The sequence below is a fragment of the Nocardioides marmorisolisilvae genome, assembly GCF_003725775.1.
GTDB classification, from domain to species: domain Bacteria; phylum Actinomycetota; class Actinomycetes; order Propionibacteriales; family Nocardioidaceae; genus Marmoricola; species Marmoricola marmorisolisilvae.
On sequence record NZ_RJSG01000001.1, the window covers coordinates 324,094 to 345,855 of the forward strand.

21 protein-coding genes are annotated in these 21,762 nt (G+C 68.7%); 5 read left to right on the forward strand and 16 right to left on the reverse strand.

The annotated features are described in order from the left end of the window. The first annotated feature begins 26 nt into the window (after positions 1–26). A complete protein-coding gene (locus EFL95_RS01665) occupies positions 27–362 on the forward strand; it encodes a hypothetical protein (RefSeq protein WP_123232315.1) in 336 nt (111 codons plus the stop codon). Between the two features lie 32 nt (positions 363–394). Here EFL95_RS01665 and EFL95_RS01670 read toward each other — a convergent pair whose 3' ends face one another. The 8 genes from EFL95_RS01670 to EFL95_RS01710 form a co-directional block, all read right to left on the reverse strand. After that, positions 395–766, reverse strand: coding sequence for an antitoxin HicB (locus EFL95_RS01670; protein ID WP_148044937.1), 372 nt, complete (start codon positions 764–766; stop codon positions 395–397). 273 nt (positions 767–1,039) lie between these two features. Further along, complete coding sequence (locus EFL95_RS01680) at positions 1,040–2,305, reverse strand: acyl-CoA dehydrogenase family protein (protein WP_123232317.1); 1,266 nt, start codon at positions 2,303–2,305, stop codon at positions 1,040–1,042. Beyond that, complete coding sequence (locus tag EFL95_RS01685; RefSeq protein WP_123232318.1) at positions 2,302–3,903, reverse strand: acyl-CoA synthetase; 1,602 nt, start codon at positions 3,901–3,903, stop codon at positions 2,302–2,304. The genes EFL95_RS01680 and EFL95_RS01685 overlap by 4 nt, the downstream gene beginning before the upstream one ends. Beyond that, positions 3,900–4,685 carry an SDR family oxidoreductase gene (locus tag EFL95_RS01690; protein WP_221176284.1) on the reverse strand — a complete coding sequence of 262 codons (786 nt, stop codon included), beginning with the start codon at positions 4,683–4,685 and terminating at the stop codon, positions 3,900–3,902. Before EFL95_RS01690 ends, EFL95_RS01685 begins: the two co-directional genes overlap by 4 nt. Beyond that, positions 4,682–5,563 (reverse strand): SDR family oxidoreductase, encoded by an 882-nt coding sequence (locus tag EFL95_RS01695; protein ID WP_123232320.1) that lies wholly within the window; start codon positions 5,561–5,563, stop codon positions 4,682–4,684. Before EFL95_RS01695 ends, EFL95_RS01690 begins: the two co-directional genes overlap by 4 nt. Continuing rightward, positions 5,560–5,994, reverse strand: a complete 435-nt coding sequence (locus EFL95_RS01700; RefSeq protein WP_123232321.1) for a type II toxin-antitoxin system Rv0910 family toxin — start codon at positions 5,992–5,994, stop codon at positions 5,560–5,562. The genes EFL95_RS01695 and EFL95_RS01700 overlap by 4 nt, the downstream gene beginning before the upstream one ends. A 21-nt stretch (positions 5,995–6,015) precedes the next feature. Beyond that, on the reverse strand, positions 6,016–7,215 hold the full coding sequence (locus tag EFL95_RS01705) for a lipid-transfer protein (RefSeq protein ID WP_123232322.1): 1,200 nt from the start codon (positions 7,213–7,215) through the stop codon (positions 6,016–6,018). Next, the gene (locus tag EFL95_RS01710; protein ID WP_123232323.1) at positions 7,215–8,069 is read right to left on the reverse strand and encodes a MaoC/PaaZ C-terminal domain-containing protein; all 855 of its coding nucleotides are present in this window, start codon (positions 8,067–8,069) and stop codon (positions 7,215–7,217) included. The genes EFL95_RS01705 and EFL95_RS01710 overlap by 1 nt, the downstream gene beginning before the upstream one ends. 66 nt (positions 8,070–8,135) lie before the next feature. Here EFL95_RS01710 and EFL95_RS01715 point away from each other — a divergent pair, with 66 nt between their 5' ends. Then, positions 8,136–9,131: an AraC family transcriptional regulator gene (locus EFL95_RS01715; protein WP_123232324.1), complete on the forward strand. Its 996-nt coding sequence runs from the start codon at positions 8,136–8,138 to the stop codon at positions 9,129–9,131. Here EFL95_RS01715 and EFL95_RS01720 read toward each other — a convergent pair. Beyond that, positions 9,049–10,137 carry a CaiB/BaiF CoA transferase family protein gene (locus tag EFL95_RS01720; protein WP_123232325.1) on the reverse strand — a complete coding sequence of 363 codons (1,089 nt, stop codon included), beginning with the start codon at positions 10,135–10,137 and terminating at the stop codon, positions 9,049–9,051. The two genes, EFL95_RS01715 and EFL95_RS01720, sit on opposite strands and share 83 nt — an antisense overlap. Positions 10,138–10,267: 130 nt before the next feature. Here EFL95_RS01720 and EFL95_RS01725 point away from each other — a divergent pair, with 130 nt between their 5' ends. Beyond that, a complete protein-coding gene (locus EFL95_RS01725) occupies positions 10,268–11,521 on the forward strand; it encodes an alpha/beta hydrolase (RefSeq protein WP_123232326.1) in 1,254 nt (417 codons plus the stop codon). A gap of 4 nt (positions 11,522–11,525) precedes the next feature. Then, entirely contained in the window at positions 11,526–12,968 is a 1,443-nt protein-coding gene (locus EFL95_RS01730; RefSeq protein WP_221176285.1) for a flavin-containing monooxygenase, read from the forward strand. A 50-nt stretch (positions 12,969–13,018) separates the two neighbouring features. Here the strand turns inward: EFL95_RS01730 and EFL95_RS01735 are convergent, their stop codons facing one another. Beyond that, the gene (locus tag EFL95_RS01735; protein WP_123232328.1) at positions 13,019–13,900 is read right to left on the reverse strand and encodes an SDR family NAD(P)-dependent oxidoreductase; all 882 of its coding nucleotides are present in this window, start codon (positions 13,898–13,900) and stop codon (positions 13,019–13,021) included. Positions 13,901–14,035: 135 nt separating this feature from the next. On the opposite strand from EFL95_RS01735, the gene EFL95_RS01740 reads away from it, so the two are divergent. Further along, positions 14,036–15,106, forward strand: a complete 1,071-nt coding sequence (locus tag EFL95_RS01740; protein ID WP_123232329.1) for an NAD(P)H-dependent amine dehydrogenase family protein — start codon at positions 14,036–14,038, stop codon at positions 15,104–15,106. Here the strand turns inward: EFL95_RS01740 and EFL95_RS01745 are convergent. Genes EFL95_RS01745 through EFL95_RS01770 form a run of 6 tightly spaced genes read right to left on the reverse strand, consistent with a single transcriptional unit; the run spans position 15,103 to position 21,727 of the window. Next, the gene (locus EFL95_RS01745; RefSeq protein WP_123232330.1) at positions 15,103–15,801 is read right to left on the reverse strand and encodes a gamma-glutamyl-gamma-aminobutyrate hydrolase family protein; all 699 of its coding nucleotides are present in this window, start codon (positions 15,799–15,801) and stop codon (positions 15,103–15,105) included. The two genes, EFL95_RS01740 and EFL95_RS01745, sit on opposite strands and share 4 nt — an antisense overlap. 10 nt (positions 15,802–15,811) lie before the next feature. Further along, complete coding sequence (locus EFL95_RS01750) at positions 15,812–16,582, reverse strand: 3-oxoacyl-ACP reductase (RefSeq protein ID WP_123232331.1); 771 nt, start codon at positions 16,580–16,582, stop codon at positions 15,812–15,814. Between the two features lie 15 nt (positions 16,583–16,597). After that, positions 16,598–17,959: an aldehyde dehydrogenase family protein gene (locus tag EFL95_RS01755; protein ID WP_123232332.1), complete on the reverse strand. Its 1,362-nt coding sequence runs from the start codon at positions 17,957–17,959 to the stop codon at positions 16,598–16,600. Positions 17,960–18,007: 48 nt separating this feature from the next. Continuing rightward, positions 18,008–19,375: a glutamine synthetase family protein gene (locus EFL95_RS01760; RefSeq protein WP_123232333.1), complete on the reverse strand. Its 1,368-nt coding sequence runs from the start codon at positions 19,373–19,375 to the stop codon at positions 18,008–18,010. An 8-nt stretch (positions 19,376–19,383) separates the two neighbouring features. Continuing rightward, positions 19,384–20,133, reverse strand: a complete 750-nt coding sequence (locus EFL95_RS01765; RefSeq protein WP_123232334.1) for a FadR/GntR family transcriptional regulator — start codon at positions 20,131–20,133, stop codon at positions 19,384–19,386. A 10-nt stretch (positions 20,134–20,143) separates the two neighbouring features. Further along, complete coding sequence (locus EFL95_RS01770) at positions 20,144–21,727, reverse strand: amino acid permease (RefSeq protein WP_123232335.1); 1,584 nt, start codon at positions 21,725–21,727, stop codon at positions 20,144–20,146. Between the last annotated feature and the right edge of the window lie 35 nt (positions 21,728–21,762).

Sequence of the window (21,762 nt, forward strand, 5' to 3'; positions counted from 1 at the left end):
AAACCTGGAGGTGAAAGAATCTGCCTGTGACTCGGGTCGCGTGGATGTGGATCGCTGCTCTCGCGATCGGGATGAGCGGTTGTTCAGAGCCCAGCCCGAACGTGACGGTGACGAACAAGACCGGACAGACGATCCGGCTTTCCGGCAACTGCATCCAAGATGATGCGTACGAGCTCGATCCGGGAGAGTCCTCCAACGACTTCTACCTCGGCGCCCAGTGCCGGGTCGACGACGGGGACGGAAGCATGAAGGGAATGCTCGGATGTGTAACGTTGAAGACCGCTCACACGGACATCACGCCGAGCATGCTGCGCGATCCGCCGAAGCCTGATGAGTGCTGGGGATCGGGTACCCGCCACTAAGACTGGACTGAAAGGATCGCGCGGACAACGACTCAGTCCTCTTTCGGCCGAGGCGCGCTGAGCTGAGAAATGCGCCCCCGGGAAACTCCCATCACCACGGCAGCATCCGTCACGCTGACCCCGTTGCTCCGCAACGCGGAGACGACAGATCGTGACTCCTTGGCTGCTTCTGCGCTCGCGATCTCGGCTTCCTTGACCAGAGCACGAGCGCGTGCGACCCGCTCGGCGAGGTTGCCCTTGATCTTCACCTCGACCTCGAGCGAGTCGGGGTCGATGACGTCTCCGGTCATCGTCTCGATCAGGTCGGCTGCCTGCTGGGGAGCGTCCACGAGCGTGCGGACCTGGGTGACGCCGACCCCGTCGACGTGCAGCTCCCACCCGTGCTTCCACTGCTTGGCAGTCACCTTCACAACAACCACCCCTTCGGTAAGCACTCAAGCCGGGCGATCGCCTGGCGAATCAAGCCGGGCGAGAGTTCACGGGTCTGGGTGATCACCGTCATGTGGCTCCCGCACGGACAGGTCCACTTCTCGTGGTCCCCTTTGCCCTGCTGCGCCGTACAACCGTGAGCACGCATCGCCGCCGTCACCGCTCGATACGTCATCGGCCTCACCATGAGCGTAAATTAGGCCCCCTAGACACGCAACATCTAGGGGGCCTAACAGATCTGTGGAGAACTACCCGCGGAGCATCTCCTTGGCGACGTGGGTGATCTGGATTTCGTTCGAGCCGGCGTAGATCATCATCGACTTGGCATCGCGCGCGAGCTGCTCGACGCGGTATTCCGCCATGTAGCCGTTGCCGCCGAAGAGCTGGACTGCCTCCATGGCAACCTCGGTGGCGGCCTCGGAGGAGTACCACTTCATCGCGCTGGCCTCGCCCAGGGTCGGGGTCTTCCCGGCACGGGCCATCTCCAGCGTGCGGAACACCATGTTCTGGACGTTGATCCGGGCCACCTCCATCTTGGCCAGCTTGAGCTGGATGAGCTGGAAGTCGCCGATCGGCTTGCCCCACAGCTCACGGCTCTTCGCGTACTCGGTGCACAGCCGCAGGCACTCGTTGATGATGCCGAGCGAGATCGCGGCGACGCCGATGCGCTCGACGACGAAGTTCGAGCGCGCGCTCTCGCGGCCGTCCCCGGTGGCGGCGGTGTCCTCGGTCTCGCCGAGCAGGTGGTCCTTGGTCAGCCGGATGCCGTCGAAGGTCAGCTCGCCGGTGGGCGAGCTCATCATGCCCATCTTCTTGAACGGTTTGGACTGGATCAGCCCGGGCATCCCGCGCTCGAGGACGAAGGTGAGCACCTTCTTGTCTCGTAAATCCGTCGCTTGTCCTGAGCTTGTCGAAGGGTCGCCCTCGTCGAGCTTGGCGTAGACGACGATCACGTCGGCGTCGGGGCCGTTGGTGATGAAGGTCTTGCGGCCCTTGAGGATGTAGTCGTCGCCGTCGCGCTTGACCGTGGTCTTCATGCCGCCGAACGCGTCCGACCCGGACTCGGGCTCGGTGATCGCCCAGGCCGCGACGTGCTCGAAGGTGACCAGCTTCGGCAGCCAGCGCTCCTTCTGGGCGAGGGTGCCCTTGGCCATGATCGTGCCGGCGCCCAGGCCGAGCGAGACCCCGACCGCGCCGACGACGCCGAGGCTGACGCCCGCGATCTCGCTGACCACGACCGGGACCATCGACTCCATCCCGCCACCGGCGAGACCGCCGACGCCACCTGAGGACTTCTGCTCCGGATCCCGCGGCTCGCGCTCCCGCTCGAGCTGCTTCTTCAGCGCCTCGGCGGCCATCGCGTCGATACCGAAAGCGGCGAACAGCTTGCGCACGATGTCGTACGGCGGCATCTGGCCGGTCTCGAGGAGGTCGACGTGCGGCCGGATCTCCTTCTCGATGAAGTCGCGCACCGCGTCGCGGACGGCCAGGTCGGCCTCGGACCACTCGATCATGTCAGCTCCTGAAGCTTGCGTTTGAGAACTTTTCCGGTGGGGTTGCGGGGCAGCTCGTCGAGGAAGGTGACCGCACGCGGCACCTTGAACCGGGCCAGGTTGTCCTTGACGTAGTCCTTCACTGCGTCCTCGGTCAGGCCGCTCTCGCGCTGGACCACGAAGGCGTGCAGGCGCTTGCCGAACTTCTCATCGTCGACACCGATGCAGGACGCCTCGACGACGTCGGGGTGGGTCGCGATCAGCTCCTCGACCTCGCCGGGGAAGAGGTTCTCGCCGCCGCTGACGATCATGTCGTCGTCGCGGCCGTCGATGTGCAGGAAGCCGTGGCCGTCGAAGTGGCCGACGTCGCCGGTGGACATCAGACCGTCGATGACCTCCTTGCCGCCACCGCCGGTGTAGCCGGAGAACGGCATCACGTTGCGCACGAAGATCCGGCCCGTGACTCCGCGCGGGACCTCACGGCCCTCGTCGTCGAAGAGGCGGACGACCACGCCCGGGCACGGGCTGCCGACCGACCCGGGCTCGATGGCCAGCTCCTCGGGGGTGCCGATGGTGGCGTAGGCGACCTCGGTCGACCCGTACAGGTTGTAGAGCACCGGTCCGAACGTCTCGGTCGCCCGCAGGCAGAGGTCGGCCCCGAGCTGGGAGCCGGCCATGAAGACGATCCGCAGGGACGAGGTGTCCCGCGGATGCTCGGGAGCGGCCTCGACCATCCGGCTCAGCATCGCCGGCACCGCGACCACCGTGGTGACCCGGTTCTGCTCGATGCTCTCCAAGGTGGCGACGGCGTCGAAGCGACGGCGCAGCACCAGGGTGTGGCCGAGCGTGACGCCCAGCATCGCGGTGGTCAGGCCGAGCGCGTGGAACATCGGCGCGCAGCCCTCCATCACCTCCTGGCTGCGGAACGGCACCTTGCCGAACAGTCCGCCGAACGGGAGCAGCGATTTCGGCTCCTCGCGCTGGGCACCCTTCGGCGTACCGGTGGTGCCGCTGGTGAGGATCACGATCTTGGCGTGCACCGAGACCCGCGGCGGTGGCGCGTCGTCGCCGGACCGGATCAGCGACTCGATCGTTCCCGGGCCTGGCGCATCGGTCCAGGCGAGGAAGCGCCCGAGGGGAGCCGGCACGTCGCCGACCATCGCGGTGTACTCCTCGTCGTGGACCAGCAGGTCGACTCCCTCGCGGGCGCACACCTCGCGGATCTGCGGACCGGCGAAGTCGGTGTTGAGCAGCACCGTCCGCGCACCGCACTTCGCGGCGGCGTAGAACGCGTCGACGAACCCGCGGTGGTTGCGGATCAGCAGCGCGACGCCGGACCCCGGCTCCAGGCCACGCGCACGCCACTCGTTCGCGAGCGCGTTCGAGCGCCGCTCGAGGTCGGCGTACGTCAGGTCCCCGAGCTCGTCGCGGATCCCCACCCGATCGGGGTAGCGCGCCGCGGCGATGCTCAGCGCAGCGCCGACGGCGCCGTAGCGCGCCACCGCGCCTCCGGCCTTGGCGAGCACCCACGGCGGGTCGGCACGCAGGATCCCGCTGTCGATGAGGGTCTTGAAGGACAGTGCTTCACCCGCCGCGCGGGTCAACAAGTCACTGATCATGAGTGCCGGGCACGCTCCTCGTACTCGCGTCGCTTCGCCTGGTCGACGTCGTCGAGGAACACCGTGTCACCACCGAGGCGGCTGGACAGCGCTTCGGCGACCCGGCGCGGCGCGAACTTCTGCACCCCGGCCAGACGACCGGCCATCTTCGGAACGTAGACCCTCGGACGCGGCTTCACCAGAGCCTCGAGGATGCCGGCTGCGACGTCCTCGGGCTCCACGGTCTTCATCCCGGGAACGCCCTTGGTCCCCGCGGTGAGCTCGGTGTTCACGAACGCCGGCAGCACCGCGGTGAGCTCGACGCCTGACTTCGCGTACTCCAGGCGGGCGGTCTCGGTGAAGCCGAGCACCGCGTGCTTGGTGCCGACGTAGGTCGCCGCACCCGGGGCGTAGAGGACGCCCGCCATCGAGGCCACGTTGACGATGTGCCCGGTACGCCGCGGCAGCATCGACTCCAGTGCGCGCTTGGTGCCGGTGATCACGCCGAAGACGTTGATCTCGAACATCCGCCGGGCGACCTCCTCGGACTCCTCGACGAGGTGTCCGACCGGCATGATCCCGGCGTTGTTCACCAGGATGTCGAGCGGACCGTGCTCGGCCTCGACCTTGTCGAGGAAGTTCCGGTAGCCGCCCGCGTCGGTGACGTCGAGGTCGGGCAGGTCCCCGACCACGACCGTCGCCCCGGCGGCGCGAAGGGCTTCGGCGGTCGCCCTGCCGATCCCGCGCGCGCCGCCGGTGACGACGGCGACCTTGCCCGAGAGCTGGTTAGCGAGCGAGCTCACGCCCACGCCGCCAGCTGATCGGGAAGCTCCTCCAGCGTCCACGGACCGCTGTTCTCGATCGTCTCGCCGATCGACCACCCGTGCAGCCGCTGGATCGCGCCGCCCTGGACCCCGAAGACCTGACCGGTCAGCGGGCACTTCTCGGTGGCCAGGTAGGCCACGATCGGCGCGATGTTCTGCGGGCCGAACATGTCGAACTCGCCCTCGGGCACCTCGGCCGCGAACAGCGCGCCCATGCCGGGAGTGGCCAGGGTGAGGCGGGTGCGGGCGACCGGGGCGATCGCGTTGACCCGGACGCCGTAGCGACCGAGCTCGTCGGCCGCCACCTGGGTGAGCGCGGCGATGCCGGCCTTGGCCGCGCCGTAGTTGGTCTGCCCGGCGTTCGGCATGAACGTGCCGGACGCGCTCGCGGTGTTGATCACCGACGCCGCGACCTGCTCGCCGGCCTTCGACTTGTCCTTCCAGTACGCCGCCGCGTGGTGCAGCATCGCGAAGTGCCCCTTGAGGTGCACGTCGATGACGGCGTCGTACTGGTCCTCGGTCATGCTCGCGATGAAGGTGTCGCGGAGGATGCCGGCGTTGTTGACCAAGATGTCGAGCTGGCCGAACTCGTCGACGGCCTGCTGCACCATCGCCTTCGCGCCTTCCCAGGTCGCGCACGAGTCCGTGTTCGCGACCGCGCGACCACCGAAGGCGAGGATCTCCTCGACGACCTCCTGGGCCGGACCGGCGTCCGAGCCGGACCCGTCGTTGCCGCCACCGAGGTCGTTGACCACGACGGCGGCACCCTCGTTGGCCATCAGCAACGCGTGCTCCCGGCCGATGCCGCGACCGGCACCGGTGATGATCGCGACGCGACCGTCCAGCGCCGCACTCACGCCAGCACCTCGGCGAGCTTCTCGAGGGAGGCCACGACCTCCTTGTTGGCGGCGCGCTCGACGGCGGCGCCGATCGCGCCGACGACCATCGTGCCGACGAACTCGGCGTCGATCTTCGCGACGCAGGCGTTGTCGCCGGCCGCCTCGAGGCCGAGCACGAAGGTGATCTGCGCACCCGCGAGGCCCTTGCCGGAGATCGTCAGCGACTTCGGGGCGTCGTAGCCCTCGACCGTCCAGTCGATCTTGTTGGACATGCCCATGATCGTGGCCTGCTCGGTGAACGTGGTGCCGACGCTGATCTCGGTCGGCGGCTCGCCGTAGAACTTGTCGTGGATGGTCAGCCACTTGTCGAACTGGTTGAGGTCGGAGAAGACCTTCCAGGTGTCCTCCTGGCTCGCAGCGATCTCCTGGGAAACGTGTACTTCAGCCATGGTTGTTCTCCTTCTGGATGGTCAGCGGTTGGCGGGCTGGTAGGCGGTCACGACGACGGCGCCGCCGAGCCCGATGTTGTGCTGGAGGGCGACCTTGGCCCCGTCGACCTGGCGGGCGTCGGCGTCACCGCGCAGCTGCCAGGTCATCTCGGCGCACTGGGCCAGGCCTGTCGCGCCGAGCGGGTGGCCCTTGGAGATGAGCCCGCCGGAGGGGTTCACCACCCAGCGGCCGCCGTACGTCGTGTCGCCGTTGTCGACGAGCTTGTGCGCCTCGCCCTCACCGGCCAGACCGAGCGCCTCGTAGGTGATCAGCTCGTTGGGGGCGAAGCAGTCGTGCAGCTCGATCACGTCGACGTCGTCCGGGGTCAGCCCGGTCGAGGCGTAGACCTTGTCGGCGGCCTTGCGACTCATGTCCGCACCGACCAGGTTGATCGCCGAGTTGGTGTCGAACGTCGAGCGCATGTCGGTGACCATCGCCTGGCCGACGATCTCGACGGCGCGGTCACCGAGATTGTTGTCCTCGACGAACTTCTCGCTGGCCAGCACCGCGGCGCCGGAGCCGTCCGAGGTCGGCGAGCACATCAGCCGGGTCAGCCCCGCCTCGGCGTAGACCATCTTGGCGTCCTTGACCTCCTCGAGGGAGTAGACGTCCTGGAACTGCGCGTACGGGTTGTTCGCCGAGTGCCGGTGGTTCTTCTCGGCGATCTTGGCGAAGTGCTCCGGCGTCGAGCCGTAGCGCTCGTTGTGCTCGAGGCCGGCCGCGCCGAACATCCACGGGGCCGGCGGGAACGCGAACTCACGCATCTCGGCCAGGGCCTGGATGTGGTTCATGAGCGGCTGCTCGCGGTCCTCGTAGGAGGTGGTCAGCGAACCCGGCTGCATCTTCTCGAAGCCCAGCGCCAAGGTGCAGTCGGCCAGGCCGCCGCGGATCGCCGAGGCGGCGAGGTAGAGCGCGGTCGACCCGGTCGAGCAGTTGTTGTTGACGTTGGTGATCGGGATGCCGGTCATGCCGAGCTCGTAGATCGCACGCTGGCCCGAGGTCGACTCGCCGTACATGAAGCCGACGTGGGCCTGCTCGATCTGGTCGAAAGGAATGCCGGCGTCGTCCAGCGCCTTGTTGCCGGACTCCTTGGCCATGGCCGGGTAGTCCCAGCCCTCCTTGCGACCCGGCTTCTCGAACTTCGTCATGCCGACGCCGATGACGTAGACCTTGTTGCTCATCAGATTCCCTTCTCTGCGATCTCGGCGAGACCGTCCTTGATGATCGAAGCGCCCTCGTCGCTGGTGGTCTCGAAGGCATAGGTGCCCTCGCCCGTGTTCCAGATCGAGGTGCTGATGGTGTTGCGCGGGAACGCCGTCGAGCTGAACCGCACGGCGATCCGCTTGAGCCGGCTCGGGTCCTCGGGGCAGGCGGTCTCGATCACCGCGCGCGAGGTGAAGGCCATCGTGCAGAGCCCGTGGATGATGATCCCGGGCAGGCCCATCGCCTTGGCGAACTCCTCGTCGGTGTGGATCGGCATCGGGTCGCCGCTGGCCTCCGCGTAGCGCCAGGTCTGGTCCTCGTCGTACTTCTGCACGACGACCGCATCCGGCTCGCGGGATCGCAGCGCCTCGTCGAAGCCGTGGGCCGGGGGCTCCTCGCCGAAGCCGCCGTCGAGCTGTCCTCCGCGGAAGAACGCGGTGAAGTACTGGTCGTTGACCGGCTCGCCGTCGCTGGTCGTCTCCACTAGCGCGGTCACGACCACGCCCGAGGACCGGCCGTGCACGCCGGTCACCTTGGCCCGGCACGACAGCGTCTCCCCGGGACGAATCGGCCGGTGGATCCGGATGTCCTGCTCACCGTGCAGCACCCGCATCATCAGCTCGTCGGGGACGGCGGCCATCGTCGAGGAGGCCAGGATCGGGAACGGCGGCACCACCGCGAAGACCGGGACGCCGTACTCGCCGGCCGCGTGCGGCGCGAGGTCGTCGTTGGTCGCTGCGGCGTACGCGATCAACCGGTCCTGGGTGACGTCGAAGGTCATCGACTCGCTCCAGGCGCCGATGACGTCGGTGTTGAACTCGTGTTCGCTCATGGACAGGACGCTATGAATTTTCCCGGCGTGGTCGAATGACCTCACCTCGCGAGAAAGGTGACCGTAGTGCGCACCATCCCGGTCCGCTTCCTGCGCGCGGCCACCAGTACCGCGACGCTGCGGGGCGTGGACCTGCAGGAGTGGATGGACGAGCTCGGCATCGACCCGGTGCTGCTCTTCGACGACCGGTCCCGGATCACCATCGAGCAGGCTGCCCGGCTGGTGCGTGCGGTCTGGAAGCTGACCGGCGACGAGCTCGCCGGCCTCGGCGCCGAACCCGCCCCGCTCGGAACGTTCCGGATGATCTGCCTGGGCGTGATCAGCTCACCGGACCTCGGCACCGCCATGGGCCGGTTCCAGGACTTCTGCCGGATCGTGCCGAGCATGCCGACGTTCAGCATCGAGTCCGGGCCGGAGACGACGCGGGTCGTGTACGTGATCGACAACCAGGACGACCCGACCGGTTTCCTGACCGACATGATGATGTCGCTCTCGGTGCGGCTGTTCAGCTGGCTGGCCGGACGCCGCCTGCCGATCGAGTCGGTGGAGCTGCCGCACGCGCTTCCCGACGACGCCGAGGACTATGACCTGGTCTTCGGCAGCCACGTCACCTTCGGCTCGCCCGTGCCGGCCATCGAGTTCAGCAACGAGATGCTGACCCTGCCGCTGGTCCGCAGCGAGGCCGAGCTCGAGGAGTGGCTGCGCAACTCCCCCTCGGACCTGCTGATGCTGCGCGACTACGGCACCGCGATCTCCGACCAGGTCCGCAGGATCCTCGAGCGCGGACTGCGCGGACCGTGGCCGACCCCCGACGAGGCCGCGGCCCAGCTCTCGATGAGCACCCAGAACATGCGCCGGCTGCTGCGCGAGGAGGGCACCTCGGTCACCCGGATCAAGGAGGAGCTGCTCCGGGACGCGGCGGTGACCAGCCTGGTCCGGGGCGACGAGACCGTCGCCCAGCTCGCCGAGCGGCTCGGGTTCAGCGAACCCAGTGCGTTCCACCGGGCGTTCCGCCGGTGGACGGGGAGTGCGCCCGGGGCGTACCGGCCGGGGTCCGGCTGAACCTCGGGGCCGGAGCCGGCTGCACGACCCCGTCGACCTCGACGAACGAGGCCCGGGCCACCGCGTGCGGGTGCAGGTGCGCCTCCCAGGGCGTCAGCACCGGGGTGACGCAGGCGTCGGACCCGTCGAAGTGCGCGGTCCACTCGTCGCGGCTCCGTGCCAGGAAGGCCTTGCCGATCACGGCCCGCCAGTCGTCCCACCCGGTCGGGTCGAGCTGGAACGGAAGGTCAGGCTCGTCGAGGCCGAGCTTCTCGACCAGCTCGGCGAAGAACTGCGGCTCGACGCACCCGACCGCGACGTACTTGCCGTCGGCGCACGGGTAGGTGTCGTAGAAGGCGGCGGCGCCGTCGAGAGCGTTGGTCCCCGGCTCCTCGTTCCACAGGCCGACCGCGTGCATGCCGCGCATGAACGCGGAGAAGGTGCTGGCGCCGTCGACCATCGCGGCGTCGATCACCTGCCCCTGGCCGGAGGTGTTCCGCTCGACCAGCGCGGCGAGGATGCCGAGCGCCATCAGCATGCCGCCGCCGGCGAAGTCACCGAGCAGGTTCGACGGGGGCAACGGCCGCTCGCCACGGCGCGCGATCGGCTCGAGCAGCCCGGCCAGCGCGATGTAGTTGATGTCGTGGCCCGCGGTGGGCGCGAGCGGTCCCTCCTGGCCCCAGCCGGTCATCCGCGCGTAGATCAGGCGCGGGTTAAGGACGCACAGCTCGTCCGGGCCGATCCCGATCCGCTCGGCGACCCCCGGCCGGAACCCCTCGACGAAGACGTCCGCATCTGCCGCCAGCTCCTTGACCGAGGCCAGTCCCTCGGGCGACTTCAGGTCAAGTGCCAGCGAGCGCTTGCCTCGGTCCAGCGGACCGGGCGGCGGGGTGATCGCCGCGCTCGACCCAGCCCGGTCGACGCGGAGCACGTCCGCACCGAGGTCGGCCAGCAGCATCGTCCCGAAGGGGGCCGGCGCGAGACTGGCGATCTCCAGGACCCGTACGCCGGCAAGTGGTCCGCTCATGACCCCAGGCTAGGAAGCCGCCGGGCCACGCTCCATGACCGAGCCGCACGTCTGCGTTGACCGCCGCGGTCACCATCTCCGCTCGTCCCGGTCATGCCGTCGGCCGGACCGCCGGACCTAGCGTCGGCCCATGAGAAGAGTCCTGGCCGCCCTCGTCCTGCTCGTCGCGGCGCTCGTCGCCGCACCTGTCGCCGCGCCGGCGAGCGCCGACGGACCGGTACGCCGCCTGGTCACCCTCGACGTGCCGAGCCCGCTGGTCGACACCCAGCAGCTCGGTGGGGTCGTGCACGGCTCGCCCCGCGACCTCAAGGTCAACGTGCTGCTGCCGGCCGGGTACGACGACCACCCGGACGCCGACTACCCCGTCCTGTACCTGCTGCACGGGGCCAACGGCGACTACACCAGCTACCTCACCCGGACCCACGTCGAAACGGCGCTGGTCGACGTGCCGGCGATCATCGTGATGCCCGACGGAGGCATCTACGGGATGTACTCGAACTGGTACCGCAACGGCACCTTCCCCGGCCCGGACTGGATCGACTACCACCTCGACACCGTGCGCACCCTGATCGAGCAGGACTTCCGGGTGCGCCCGGGGCGCCGCTGGCACGCGATCGCCGGCATCTCGATGGGCGGCCAGGGCACGCTCCGGTACGCCGCGATGCTGCCCGGCTACTTCGGCTCGGCCGCCGGCCTGTCCCCGGCGCTGCCGGACATGCGCAACCCGATCGGCTTCTTCGGCCTGCCCGTCCTGGCAGGCCCGTACGCCGGGTACGACCGCAGCGCGGTCACCCACGGGGACGCTCCGCCGCTGATCACCTACCAGGACATCTGGGGCTCGCCGACCGGCACGTTCGCCAAGGCCAGCAACACCTCCGACCTCGTTGACAACCTCGCCGACACCCGCGTCTACCTGGCCTCGGGCAACGGCGTGAACTGCTTCGGCGACCCGATCAACCAGCAGTCCATCGCCCTGGACTCGATCACCGAGACCGGCATCCGCATGGTCAGCAACGCGTTCGCCAACAGGGCCCGCAACGCCGGTGTGGACGTCTACGAGCGCCGCACCTGCGGGGTGCACACCGACCCGGTGTGGACCCGCGACTTCGCCGACATACTCGCGAACTGGGGCTTCTTCGGCGCGGTCCCGGAGAACCCGGCGAGCTGGACCTACACGACCGGGATGCAGCACGGCCGGATGTGGCAGTTCACCTTCGCCTTCACCGACTGGCCCGGCTTCGACACCTTCACCCGCACCGGGAACACGCTCTCGGCGACCGGCACCGGAACGGTGACGCTCAGCACGAACGGCTGTACGTTCACCGAGACGCTGCCGTTCACCCGCACGCTGCCGAGCACCTGCCAGCCGACCATGGATGAGTGATCCGTTGAGAGAGCCCCGCATCGCGATCATCGGCGCGGGCATGTCCGGGATCTGCCTGGGCGCACTGCTGCTGCGCGCCGGGATCCGGGACGTGGTGCTCCTGGAGAAGAACCAGGACCTCGGCGGTACCTGGCGGGACAACAGCTACCCGGGGATCGCCTGTGATGTGCCGTCGCGGTTCTACCAGTTCACGTTCGCGCTGAACCCGGACTGGACCCACCGCTACTCACCCGGCGCGGAGATCCACGCCTACTTCGAGAAGGTCGCCCGCGACACCGGCGTGGCCGACCGGGTCCGCTTCGGGACCACGGTCGTCGAGACGCGCTGGACCGGCGCGGCCTGGTCGGTGACCACCGACGACGGCGTGAGCGCCGAGTACGACTTCGTGGTCTCGGCGACCGGGATCCTGCACCACCCTCGCTACCCGAACATCGAGGGGCTGGACTCGTTCGCCGGGCCGGCCTTCCACTCCGCGCGCTGGGACCACTCGGTCGACCTGTCCGACAAGCGCGTGGGGCTGATCGGGACCGGTTCCACCGGCGTGCAGATCCTGTCCGCGCTGGCCGGCAACGTGGACCGGCTGCTCCTGTTCCAGCGGACTCCCCACTGGGTGATGCAGCTGGCCAACCCGGAGTTCAGGCCGATCACCCGTCGGCTGCACCGCCGCTTCCCGGCGTACGACCGGTTCAGCTACCACGCAGCCCGCAAGCAGATCGAGTCGCTCTCGCCGGCACTGCTGCACCCCGGCAAGACGCGCCGGTTCCTGACCTGGCTGTGCCGCCGGCAGCTGAACAAGATCGTCGACCCCGAGCTGCGCGCGAAGCTGACCCCGGACAGCCAGCCGATGTGCCGGCGGCTGATCATCTCGCCCGGCTACTACGACGCGATCCAGGACCCGACCGTGGAGCTGGTCACCGATCGGATCGAGCGGATCACGCCGACCGGAGTCGTCACCGATGGCGTCGAGCATCCCGTCGACGTGCTCGTGCTGGCGACCGGGTTCGACGCGCACGCCTACGTCCGGCCGATGCGCCTGGTGGGCCCGGGCGGCCTCACCCTGGAGCACGCCTGGGCAGACGGACCGCGGGCTTACCGCACCGTCGCCGTCCCGGGCTTCCCGAACTTCTTCATGCTGATGGGCCCGAACTCACCGGTCGGCAACTACGCGCTGACCGCGATCGCGGAGACGCAGGCCAACTACGTCCTCGACTGGGTGCAGCGCTGGCGCCGCGGTGAGTTCACGACCGCCGAGCCGACCGCCGAGGCCACCGACCGCTACTACCGCGAGGTCGACGCCGCGCTGCCGGACACGGTCTGGGCGACCGGCTGCGACAGCTGGTACCTCGGCCAGAACGGCAAGCCCGAGCTGTTCCCGTGGGCGCCCGAGCAGCACAAGGTCATGCTCGCCCAACCACGCGACGACGAGTTCCACATCGTCGCTGGCTGAGCGACCAGGTGCTGGTTGAGCGACGATGTGCCGGTTGAGCCTGTCGAAACCTAGATCGCGTTCTTGCGCAGGTAGTCACCGAAGCCCGGGCTGACCGACTCGGCGAAGGCGGCCCACGCGGCGACCAGCGGGGTGACCCGGCGCGAACGGCTGACCACCGCGTCGCAGACGACGTCGGCCGCCTGGTCCATGCTGAGCGCCGGCATCCGGCTGTAGAGCTTGGTCGGGGTGATCATCGGGGTGCGCACCAGCGGCATCCGCACGTTGGTGAACACGACGCCGTCGTCGAGCACCTCACCCTGGACGCAGTCCGACCACGCTTCGAGCGCCGCCTTGGACGCGGTGTAGCCGGAGAACCGTGCCGGGTGCAGCATCGCGGCCCAGCTGGAGATGTTGATGACGTGGCCGTTCTCGCGCTCCACCATCGTGGGCAGCAGGCCCATCGTCAGTCGTACGGCGGCGAAGTAGTTGAGGTGCATCGGGCGCTCGAAGTCGTGGAACCGGTCGACCGAGTGCCGCACCTTGCGCCGGATCGACATGCCGGCGTTGTTGACGAGCACGTCGACGTGGCCGTGCCGGTCGAGCACCTTCGAGACCAGGGCGTCGATCTGCTCGAGGTCGGTCATGTCGCAGCGGTAGGCGAACGCCGTGCCGCCCTCCCGCGTGATCTCGTGGACGAGCTCGGTGAGCAGGTCCTCGCTGCGCGCGACCACGAGCACCTGGGCTCCCGCTGCAGCGAGCTTCACGGCGGCTGCGCGACCGATGCCGGTCGAGGCACCGGTGACGAGCACGACCTTGCCGCCGGCGGCCTTCTTCAGCGCACCGGGACCGAGGGCGCGGTTGAGCACTCCGCGCGAGCTGATCGGGGTGGCGCCGAAGGAGTTGGCGCGCTTGACGACGCTCTTGGCGATGCCGCGGGCTGACAGGTCCATGCTGGAAGGGTAGGTGTTACCAAGCGTCGTAGGTACTGACTGTGACGCACGAGATCATTGACCCGCGGTCTGAAGACGTCTTCAGAACTAGAACGTGTTCTTGTTTTGCGCGCAGAATGATGGTCGAATGCCTGCATGACGAAGCGTGTGGTGGTGTGGGGAACCGGTGTCGTCGGGACGATGGTGATCGCCGAGATCATGAAGAGCCCGGCGTTCGAGCTGGTCGGTGTCGGCGTGAGCAACCCGGCCAAGGTCGGCAAGGACGCCGGTGAGATCGCACGCATCGACCCGACCGGCGTGATCGCCACCGACGACGTCGACGCGCTGATCGCGCTGAAGCCGGACGCCCTGGTGCACTACGGCCCGACGGCCCAGTACGCCGACGAGAACATCCGGGTCATGTCCTCCTTCCTGCGCGCCGGCATCGACGTCTGCTCGACCGCGATGACCCCGTGGGTCTGGCCGACGATGAAGCAGAACCCGCCGAACTGGATCGACCCGATCACCGAGGCCTGCGAGGCCGGCAACGCGTCCTGCTTCACCACCGGCATCGACCCGGGCTTCGCCAACGACCTGTTCCCGCTGACCCTGATGGGACTGTGCGGCGAGGTCGAGTCCGTGCGCGCCTCCGAGCTCCTCGACTACACCGACTACGAGGGTGACTACGAGGACGAGATGGGTATCGGCCGTCCGCCGGAGTACACCCCGCTGCTGGAGATCCCGGACCTGCTGATCATGGCCTGGGGTGCGACCGTGCCGATGATCGCGCACGCTGCCGGCATCGAGCTCGACGACATCACCACGACCTGGGAGAAGTGGGTCACCCCGACCGACCGCAAGACCGCCAAGGGCGTCATCGAGGCCGGCAACGTGGCGGCCATCCGGTTCACCATCAACGGCGTCTACCAGGGCCGCGAGGTCATCTCCCTCGAGCACGTCAACCGGATCGGCCTGGATGCAGCACCGGAGTGGCCGGCCGGCTCGGCCGACGACGTCTACCGGGTCGACATCATCGGGTCGCCGTCGATCTCGCAGGAGACGGCGTTCCGGTTCACCGACGGCTCGGGTCGTGCGCCCGCCGTCGCCGGCTGCCTGGCCACCGGCCTGCGCGCGCTCAACGCCGTGCCCGCGGTCAACGACCTTCCGGCCGGCTGGGTCACCGCGCTCGACCTGCCGCTGATCCCGGGCGTCGGGACGATCCGCTAGGACGCTGCCTCGACCAGGGCCTTGAACAGACCCCGGTCGGCGCGGACCTCGGGGTGCCACTGCACCGCGATCCGCAGGGTGTCCCCCGGTGCCTCCATCGCCTCGAGCAACCCGTCGTCGGCCCAGGCGACCGCGGTGAAGCCGGGGTGCTCGCGCACCGACTGGTGGTGGTGGCAGGCCACCGGCTCGGCACCGCCGAGAACAGTCTCGAGCCGACTCCCGGGGGCGACTCGCACCGTGGTGTCGCCGAAGGTGTCGCCCCCGGGGTCGTGCGTCTCGGTGCCGATCAGGTCCGGCACGTGCTGGTCCAGCGTCCCGCCCGCGTGCACGGCCATCACCTGCATGCCCCGGCACACCCCGAGCACCGGCAGGTCACGCCCGTACGCCGCATCGAGGAGCGCCCACTCCCAGGCGTCCCGGTCCGGTCGCGGGCGGAAGGTCGTCGGCAGCGCGTCCTCGCCGTAGCGCGCCGGATCGACGTCGGCTCCCCCGCTGATCACCAGGCCGTCCAGCCGGGTGACCACAGCCGCTGCGGACTCGGCGTACGGGAGCGAGGGCGGGAGCAGCACCGGCGTCCCACCGGCGGCTTCGACCGCGAGCGCGTAGTCGCTCGGCAGCAGGTCTGCGGGCTGGTCCCAGACACCCCAGCGTGCCTGCTCCCGGTACGTGCTCAGGCCGATCAGCGGACGGGTCATGGCGTGACGATCAGAGCGGCGTGACGTAGGCGCCGGAGATGCCGCCGTCGACCAGGAAGGTGTTGGCGGTCATGAACGAGGACTCGTCCGAGGCCAGGAACAGCACCGCGTTCGCCATCTCCTCGGGCTCACCGAAGCGACCCATCGGCACGTGCACCAGACGACGGGCGGCGCGCTCCTCGTCCTTGGCGAACAGCTCCTGCAGCAGCGGCGTGTTCACCGGTCCGGGGCAGAGCGCGTTGACCCGCACCCCCTGGCGGGCGAACTGCACGCCGAGCTCGCGGGTCATCGACAGCACGCCGCCCTTGGAGGCGGAGTAGGAGATCTGCGAGGTGGCCGCACCCATCACCGCGACGAACGATGCCGTGTTGATGATCGAGCCCTTGCCCTGCTCGAGCATGTAGGGCAGCGCGGCCTTGCAGCACAGGTAGACGCTGGTCAGGTTGACCTCCTGGACCTTGCGCCAGGCGTCCAGGTCGGTGTCCAGGATCGAGTCGTCCTCCGGGGGGCTGATGCCCGCATTGTTGAAGGCGATGTCGACGGACCCGTAGGTGTCCTTGGCCGTCTTGAACAGCGCGTCGACCTCGTCCTTGCTGGTCACGTTCGTGTGCACGTAGGTGACGCCGAGCTCTGCTGCGAGCTCGGCTCCCCGCGCGTCGTCGAGGTCGCCGATGACGACGTTCGCGCCCTCCTCGAGGAAGCGCTTGACGGTGGCGAGTCCGATACCGGAGCAGCCGCCGGTGATGACGGCGGTGCGGCCTTCGAGACGTGGTCCGGGCATGGTGGTGATCCCCCTCTAGTCCTGAGCGATGAAGACGTTCTTCTCCTCGGTGAACGCGTTGGGTGCGTCCGGACCGAGTTCCCGGCCGAGGCCGGACTGCTTGTAGCCGCCGAACGGCGTCCAGTAGCGAACCGATGAGTGCGAGTTGACCGACAGGTTGCCGGACTCGACCCCGCGCGCGACCCGCAGCGCACGACCGACGTCGCGGGTGAAGATCGAGCCGGAGAGCCCGTACTCGGTGTCGTTGGCCAGCCGGATCGCGTCGGCCTCGTCGTCGAACGGCATCACCGCGACCAGCGGGCCGAACACCTCCTCGCGCCAGACCGGCATCGCGGTGTCGTGCGCCTCCACCACTGTCGGCGGCAACCAGAAGCCATCCGTGCCCGCCGGCATGCTGCCGGTGAAGGCCGGCGTGATGGCGTCGAGGTAGGCCTGCACCGACTCCTGCTGCTTCGCCGAGACCATCGGCCCCATCTCGCTGGCCGGGTCGGACGGGTCGATCACCTTCAGCGCCTTGACCGAGGTCTCCAGGCCCGCCATGAACTCGTCGTACGCCGAGCGCTGGACCAGGATCCGCGACCGGGCGCAGCAGTCCTGGCCGGCGTTGTCGAAGACCGCGTACGGCGCGGTGGCGGCCGCCTTCGCGACGTCGGCGTCGGCGAAGACGATGTTCGCGCTCTTGCCGCCGAGCTCGAGGGTCACCCGCTTCACCTGGTCGGCGCAGCCGCGCATGATCTGCTTGCCGACCTCGGTCGAGCCGGTGAAGCAGACCTTGCGAACGGCCGGGTGGGTGACGAACCGGTCGCCGACGACCGAGCCCTTGCCGGGGATCACTGTGAAGACGTGCTCAGGCAGCCCGGCCTCCAGCGCCAGCTCGGCCAGGCGGATCGCGGTCAGCGGCGTGATCTCGGCGGGCTTGAGCACCACGGTGTTGCCGGCCGCCAGCGCCGGCGCGAAGCCCCAGCCCGCGATCGGCATCGGGAAGTTCCAGGGGACGATGATCCCGACCACGCCGAGCGGCTCGTGGAAGGTCAGGTCGACTCCTCCGGCGACCGGGATCTGCCGGCCGAAGAGTCGCTCCGGTGCCGCGGAGTAGTAGTTCAGGCAGTCACGGACGTTGCCCGCCTCCCAGCGCGCGTTGCCGATCGTGTGACCCGAGTTCGCGACCTCGAGCAGGGCGAGCTCCTCGAGGTGCGCATCCACGACCGCGGCGAAGGACCGCAGCAGCCGGGCCCGCTCGCCGGGTGCGACGTCGCGCCAGGCCGGAAAGGCCTCGGCGGCTCGCGCGATCGCGGCGTCGGCCTCCTCCCGGGAGGCCTCGGGTACGTCGGTCAACGCCTGGCCGGTGGCCGGGTTGATGACAGTGAAGCTGCTCATCTCTCTCTTTCGGGTTGCGACGTCTCGACAAGCTCGACGAACAAGGCACTACATCCGCTCGAAGCTCCGCTTGAGCTCCCAGTCGGTGACGGCGGCACCGAACGCGGCCAGCTCGACGTCGGCCATGTTCGTGTAGTGGTCGACGACCTCGTCGCCGAACGCCTTGCGTGCGACCGCCGAGGATACGAAGGCCTCCCGGGCGTCGCGCAGGGACCCCGGCACCTTGCCGCGACCGGTGGCGGCGTACGCGTTGCCCTCCAGCGCCGGCTCGAGCTCGAGCTCGTTCTCGATGCCGTGCAGGCCACCGGCGAGCATCGCGGCCAGCGCCAGGTAGGGATTCACGTCACCGCCCGGAACCCGGTTCTCCATCCGCGCGCCGGCGCCGCGACCGACCAGCCGCACCGCACAGGTCCGGTTGTCCTCGCCCCAGGCGATCGTGGTCGGCGCGAACGAGCCGTCGGCGAAGCGCTTGTAGGAGTTGATGTTCGGGGCGTAGAGCAGCGTCAGCTCGGTCATCGTGGCGAGCACACCGGCGACGAAGTGGTCGTACAGCGCGCTGCGGGTGCCGGCGCCCTCGTCCCAGAAGACCAGTCCGCCGTCGAGTCCGCGCAGCGACAGGTGGATGTGGCAGGAGTTGCCCTCGCGCTCGTTGTACTTGGCCATGAAGGTCAGCGACTTGCCGTGCGCGGCCGCGATCTCCTTGGCAGCGGTCTTGTAGACGGCGTGGTTGTCGGCGGTGACCAGCGCCTCGTCGTAGAGGAACCCGATCTCGTGCTGACCGAAGTTGCACTCGCCCTTGGAGCCCTCGACGTTCATCCCGGCGGCGTACATGTGGTTGCGGATGTCGCGGATGACCGGCTCGATCCGGGTGCCACCGAGGATCGAGTAGTCGACGTTGTACTGGTTGGCCGGCGTCAGGTCATGGTAGTGCGCGTACGACGCCTCCTCGTAGGTGTCCTCGAAGAGGATGAACTCCAGCTCGGTCCCCGCCAGGGCGGTGAAGCCCAGCTCGCGCGCCCGTTCCAGCTGTGCCTTGAGGATCCCGCGGGGCGACTGCACCACCGGACGGTGGTCGGGCCACACCAGGTCGCACTGCACCATCGCGGTCGCGGGCAGGTGGCTGAGCACCCGGAGGGTGTCGAGGTCCAGGACGAACTCCATGTCGCCGTACCCGCGCTCCCAGGAGGTGATCGCGTAGCCGCCGACGGTGTTCATGTCGATGTCGACGCCGAGCAGGTAGTTGCAGCCCTCGGTGCCGTGCTCGACGACGACGTCGAGGAAGTACTGCCCGTGCAGCCGCTTGCCCTGGAGCCGTCCCTGCATGTCGGTGAAGGCGACCACCACGGTGTCGACGCTGCCGTCGGCGACCGCCGCCCGCAGCGCGTCCAGTGAGAGGTGCCTGTCGTTGCGCGTCATGGTGCTCCTTAACCCAGCAGGCCGCGCAGCAGCGCAGCGGTGTCGTCGCAGTGCTGCTCCATCGCCCGCCGCGCCTTGGTCGCGTCGCCGGCGATGATCGCCTCGACGATGGCGCGGTGCTGGCGGCTGGAGTGGTCGATGTTGACCTCGAGGACCGGGATCGCCTGGAGCATGTCGTGCAGGCAGGCCTGCACCTCGGTCACCGCCTCGATGGTCATCGGCGAGGCCGTCACGCTCGCGATGGCCAGGTGCAGTCGCGAGTCGGCCTGCCGGTGGGTGGCCGGGTCCTCGGCCGCGTCGACCTCGGCGAGCGAGGTCGTCAGCAGCATCTTCTCGGTGGCGCTCAGCTTCCGGCCGGCGGCGACGTAGCACGCCCCCGGCTCGACCACCCGCCTGTAGACGAGCGAGTCGAGCAGCTGCTCCCGGCGATCGGCGATCCCCGGGGAACCGCCGAGCGCCGGGATGGCGGGCCGGTAGGAGACCACCGTTCCGCCGCCGCGCCCCCGTGTCGTGCGCACCATCCCCGCCGTGCGCAAGCCTGCGATCGCCTCCCGCAGCGTTGCCCGGGACACCCCCATCCGCTCGGCGAGCTCCCGCTCGGGCGGCAGCGCCGCACCGTAGGAGAACGCGCCGAGCCGGATCGCCGTCGCGAGCTGCTCGACGCAGCCCTCGAAGGCGTGGTGTCCGCGGACGGGCCGCAGTACGACGTTCCCGAGGCGGTCCGAGGCTGTCCCCCGGGCCTTGTTGACCGCATTCATGTTTTCGAGCCTAGGTCGACGTGGGAACTCCGGCGCCGGGCTCGTCCACCGTGCGGATCGGGCCCTTGAACCAGTTCTTGGCGGAGACCTGCCACCAGATCGTGATGCCCACGAGAACCGCGACCAGCACGATCGGCGAGTAGTTCACCGACTTCCAGGTGAAGTTGTCGTCGAACGGGTTGCCGGTGTTGACGTTCGGGAGCATCAGGTAGATCGAGACGATGACGATCTCAGCCACGGCGACCGGATTCATCCACTTGTACTTCGACCCGTTGTTCCACTCGCCGGCCTCGAAGTTCTCGCCGTGCCGGTAGCGCAGCCAGATCGGGATCGCGAACGACAGGTACAACCCGAGCACCGCGATCGAGGTGACCGCGAAGAAGGCGATCGGGAGCGGCACGCCGCCGACGTCGACCTTGATGAGCGCCGGCAGGGTCAGCAGCATCGCAAGCACGCCGACCAGCATCACTGCGTTCGCCGGAACCTTGTTGGCCGAGAGCTGCGACCAGCGCCGGTGACCCGGCACCGCACCGTCACGGCTGAAGGCGTAGGTCATCCGCGAGGCCGAGGTCATGCACGAGACCGCGCAGAACAGCTGACCGGCCGCAGAGATGAACAGAACCGTGCCGGCCCAGTTCGTCCCCATCGCGGCGACGAAGATCGGCTGGACACCAGCATTGCCGAGAGCGTCGTTCGGCTTGCCGTTCGCCATGTTCGGGACGGCGAACACGACACAGAGCAGCAGGATGTAGCCGCCGACCGCCGAGTACAGGATCGACTGCCAGATGCCCTTGGCCGCGCCCATCGAGGCGCTCTTGGTCTCCTCGGACAGGTGCGCGCAGGCGTCGAAGCCGGTGATCGTGTACTGCGTCAGCAGGAAGCCCATCGGGATCACGACGAAGAAGAAGAACGAGCTCGACGTCCCGTGCCCGTAGCCGCCGGCACTGATCCGGTGCGCGAACACGTAGCCGAAGTCCTGGTGGGTGTCCGGGACGATCAGCAGGATCGCCACGATCGCCGTCGCACCGGCCACGTGCCACCACACCGAGATGTTGTTGAGGATCGCCATCAGGTGACCGCTGAAGATGTTCAGCACCGCGGCGATCAGGAGCACGATCACGAAGATGATGAAGACCCGGGTCAACGAGTAGTTGTCACTCCACGACGTGGACCAGGTGTCCAGGGTCAGGTCGATGAAGGTGGCGCAGCCGTAGGCCACACCCGCCGTCACCGCGACCAGGCCGACCAGGTTGAGCCAGCCGGTGTAGAACCCCGCGCGCGCTCCGCCGAGCTTGGAGGCCCACCAGTAGATGCCACCCGAGGTCGGGTACGCCGAGACCAGCTCGGACATCGTGAACCCGATGATCAGGATGAAGATCGAGACGATCGGCCACGACCACGAGATCGAGACCGGGCCGCCGGAGTACCAGGCCACACCGAAGTTGGTGAAGCAGCCGGCCAGGATCGAGATGATCGAGAAGGAGATCGCGAAGTTCGAGAAGCCGGACCAGCTGCGCGACAGGTCCTGGCTGTAGCCAAGCTCTGCGAGGCGCTTCGCGTCCGCGTCCAGGTTCGGGTCTTCGGTGACAGCCATGACACGTTCCTCTTTCGCCGGGGGACCGCTCTTGC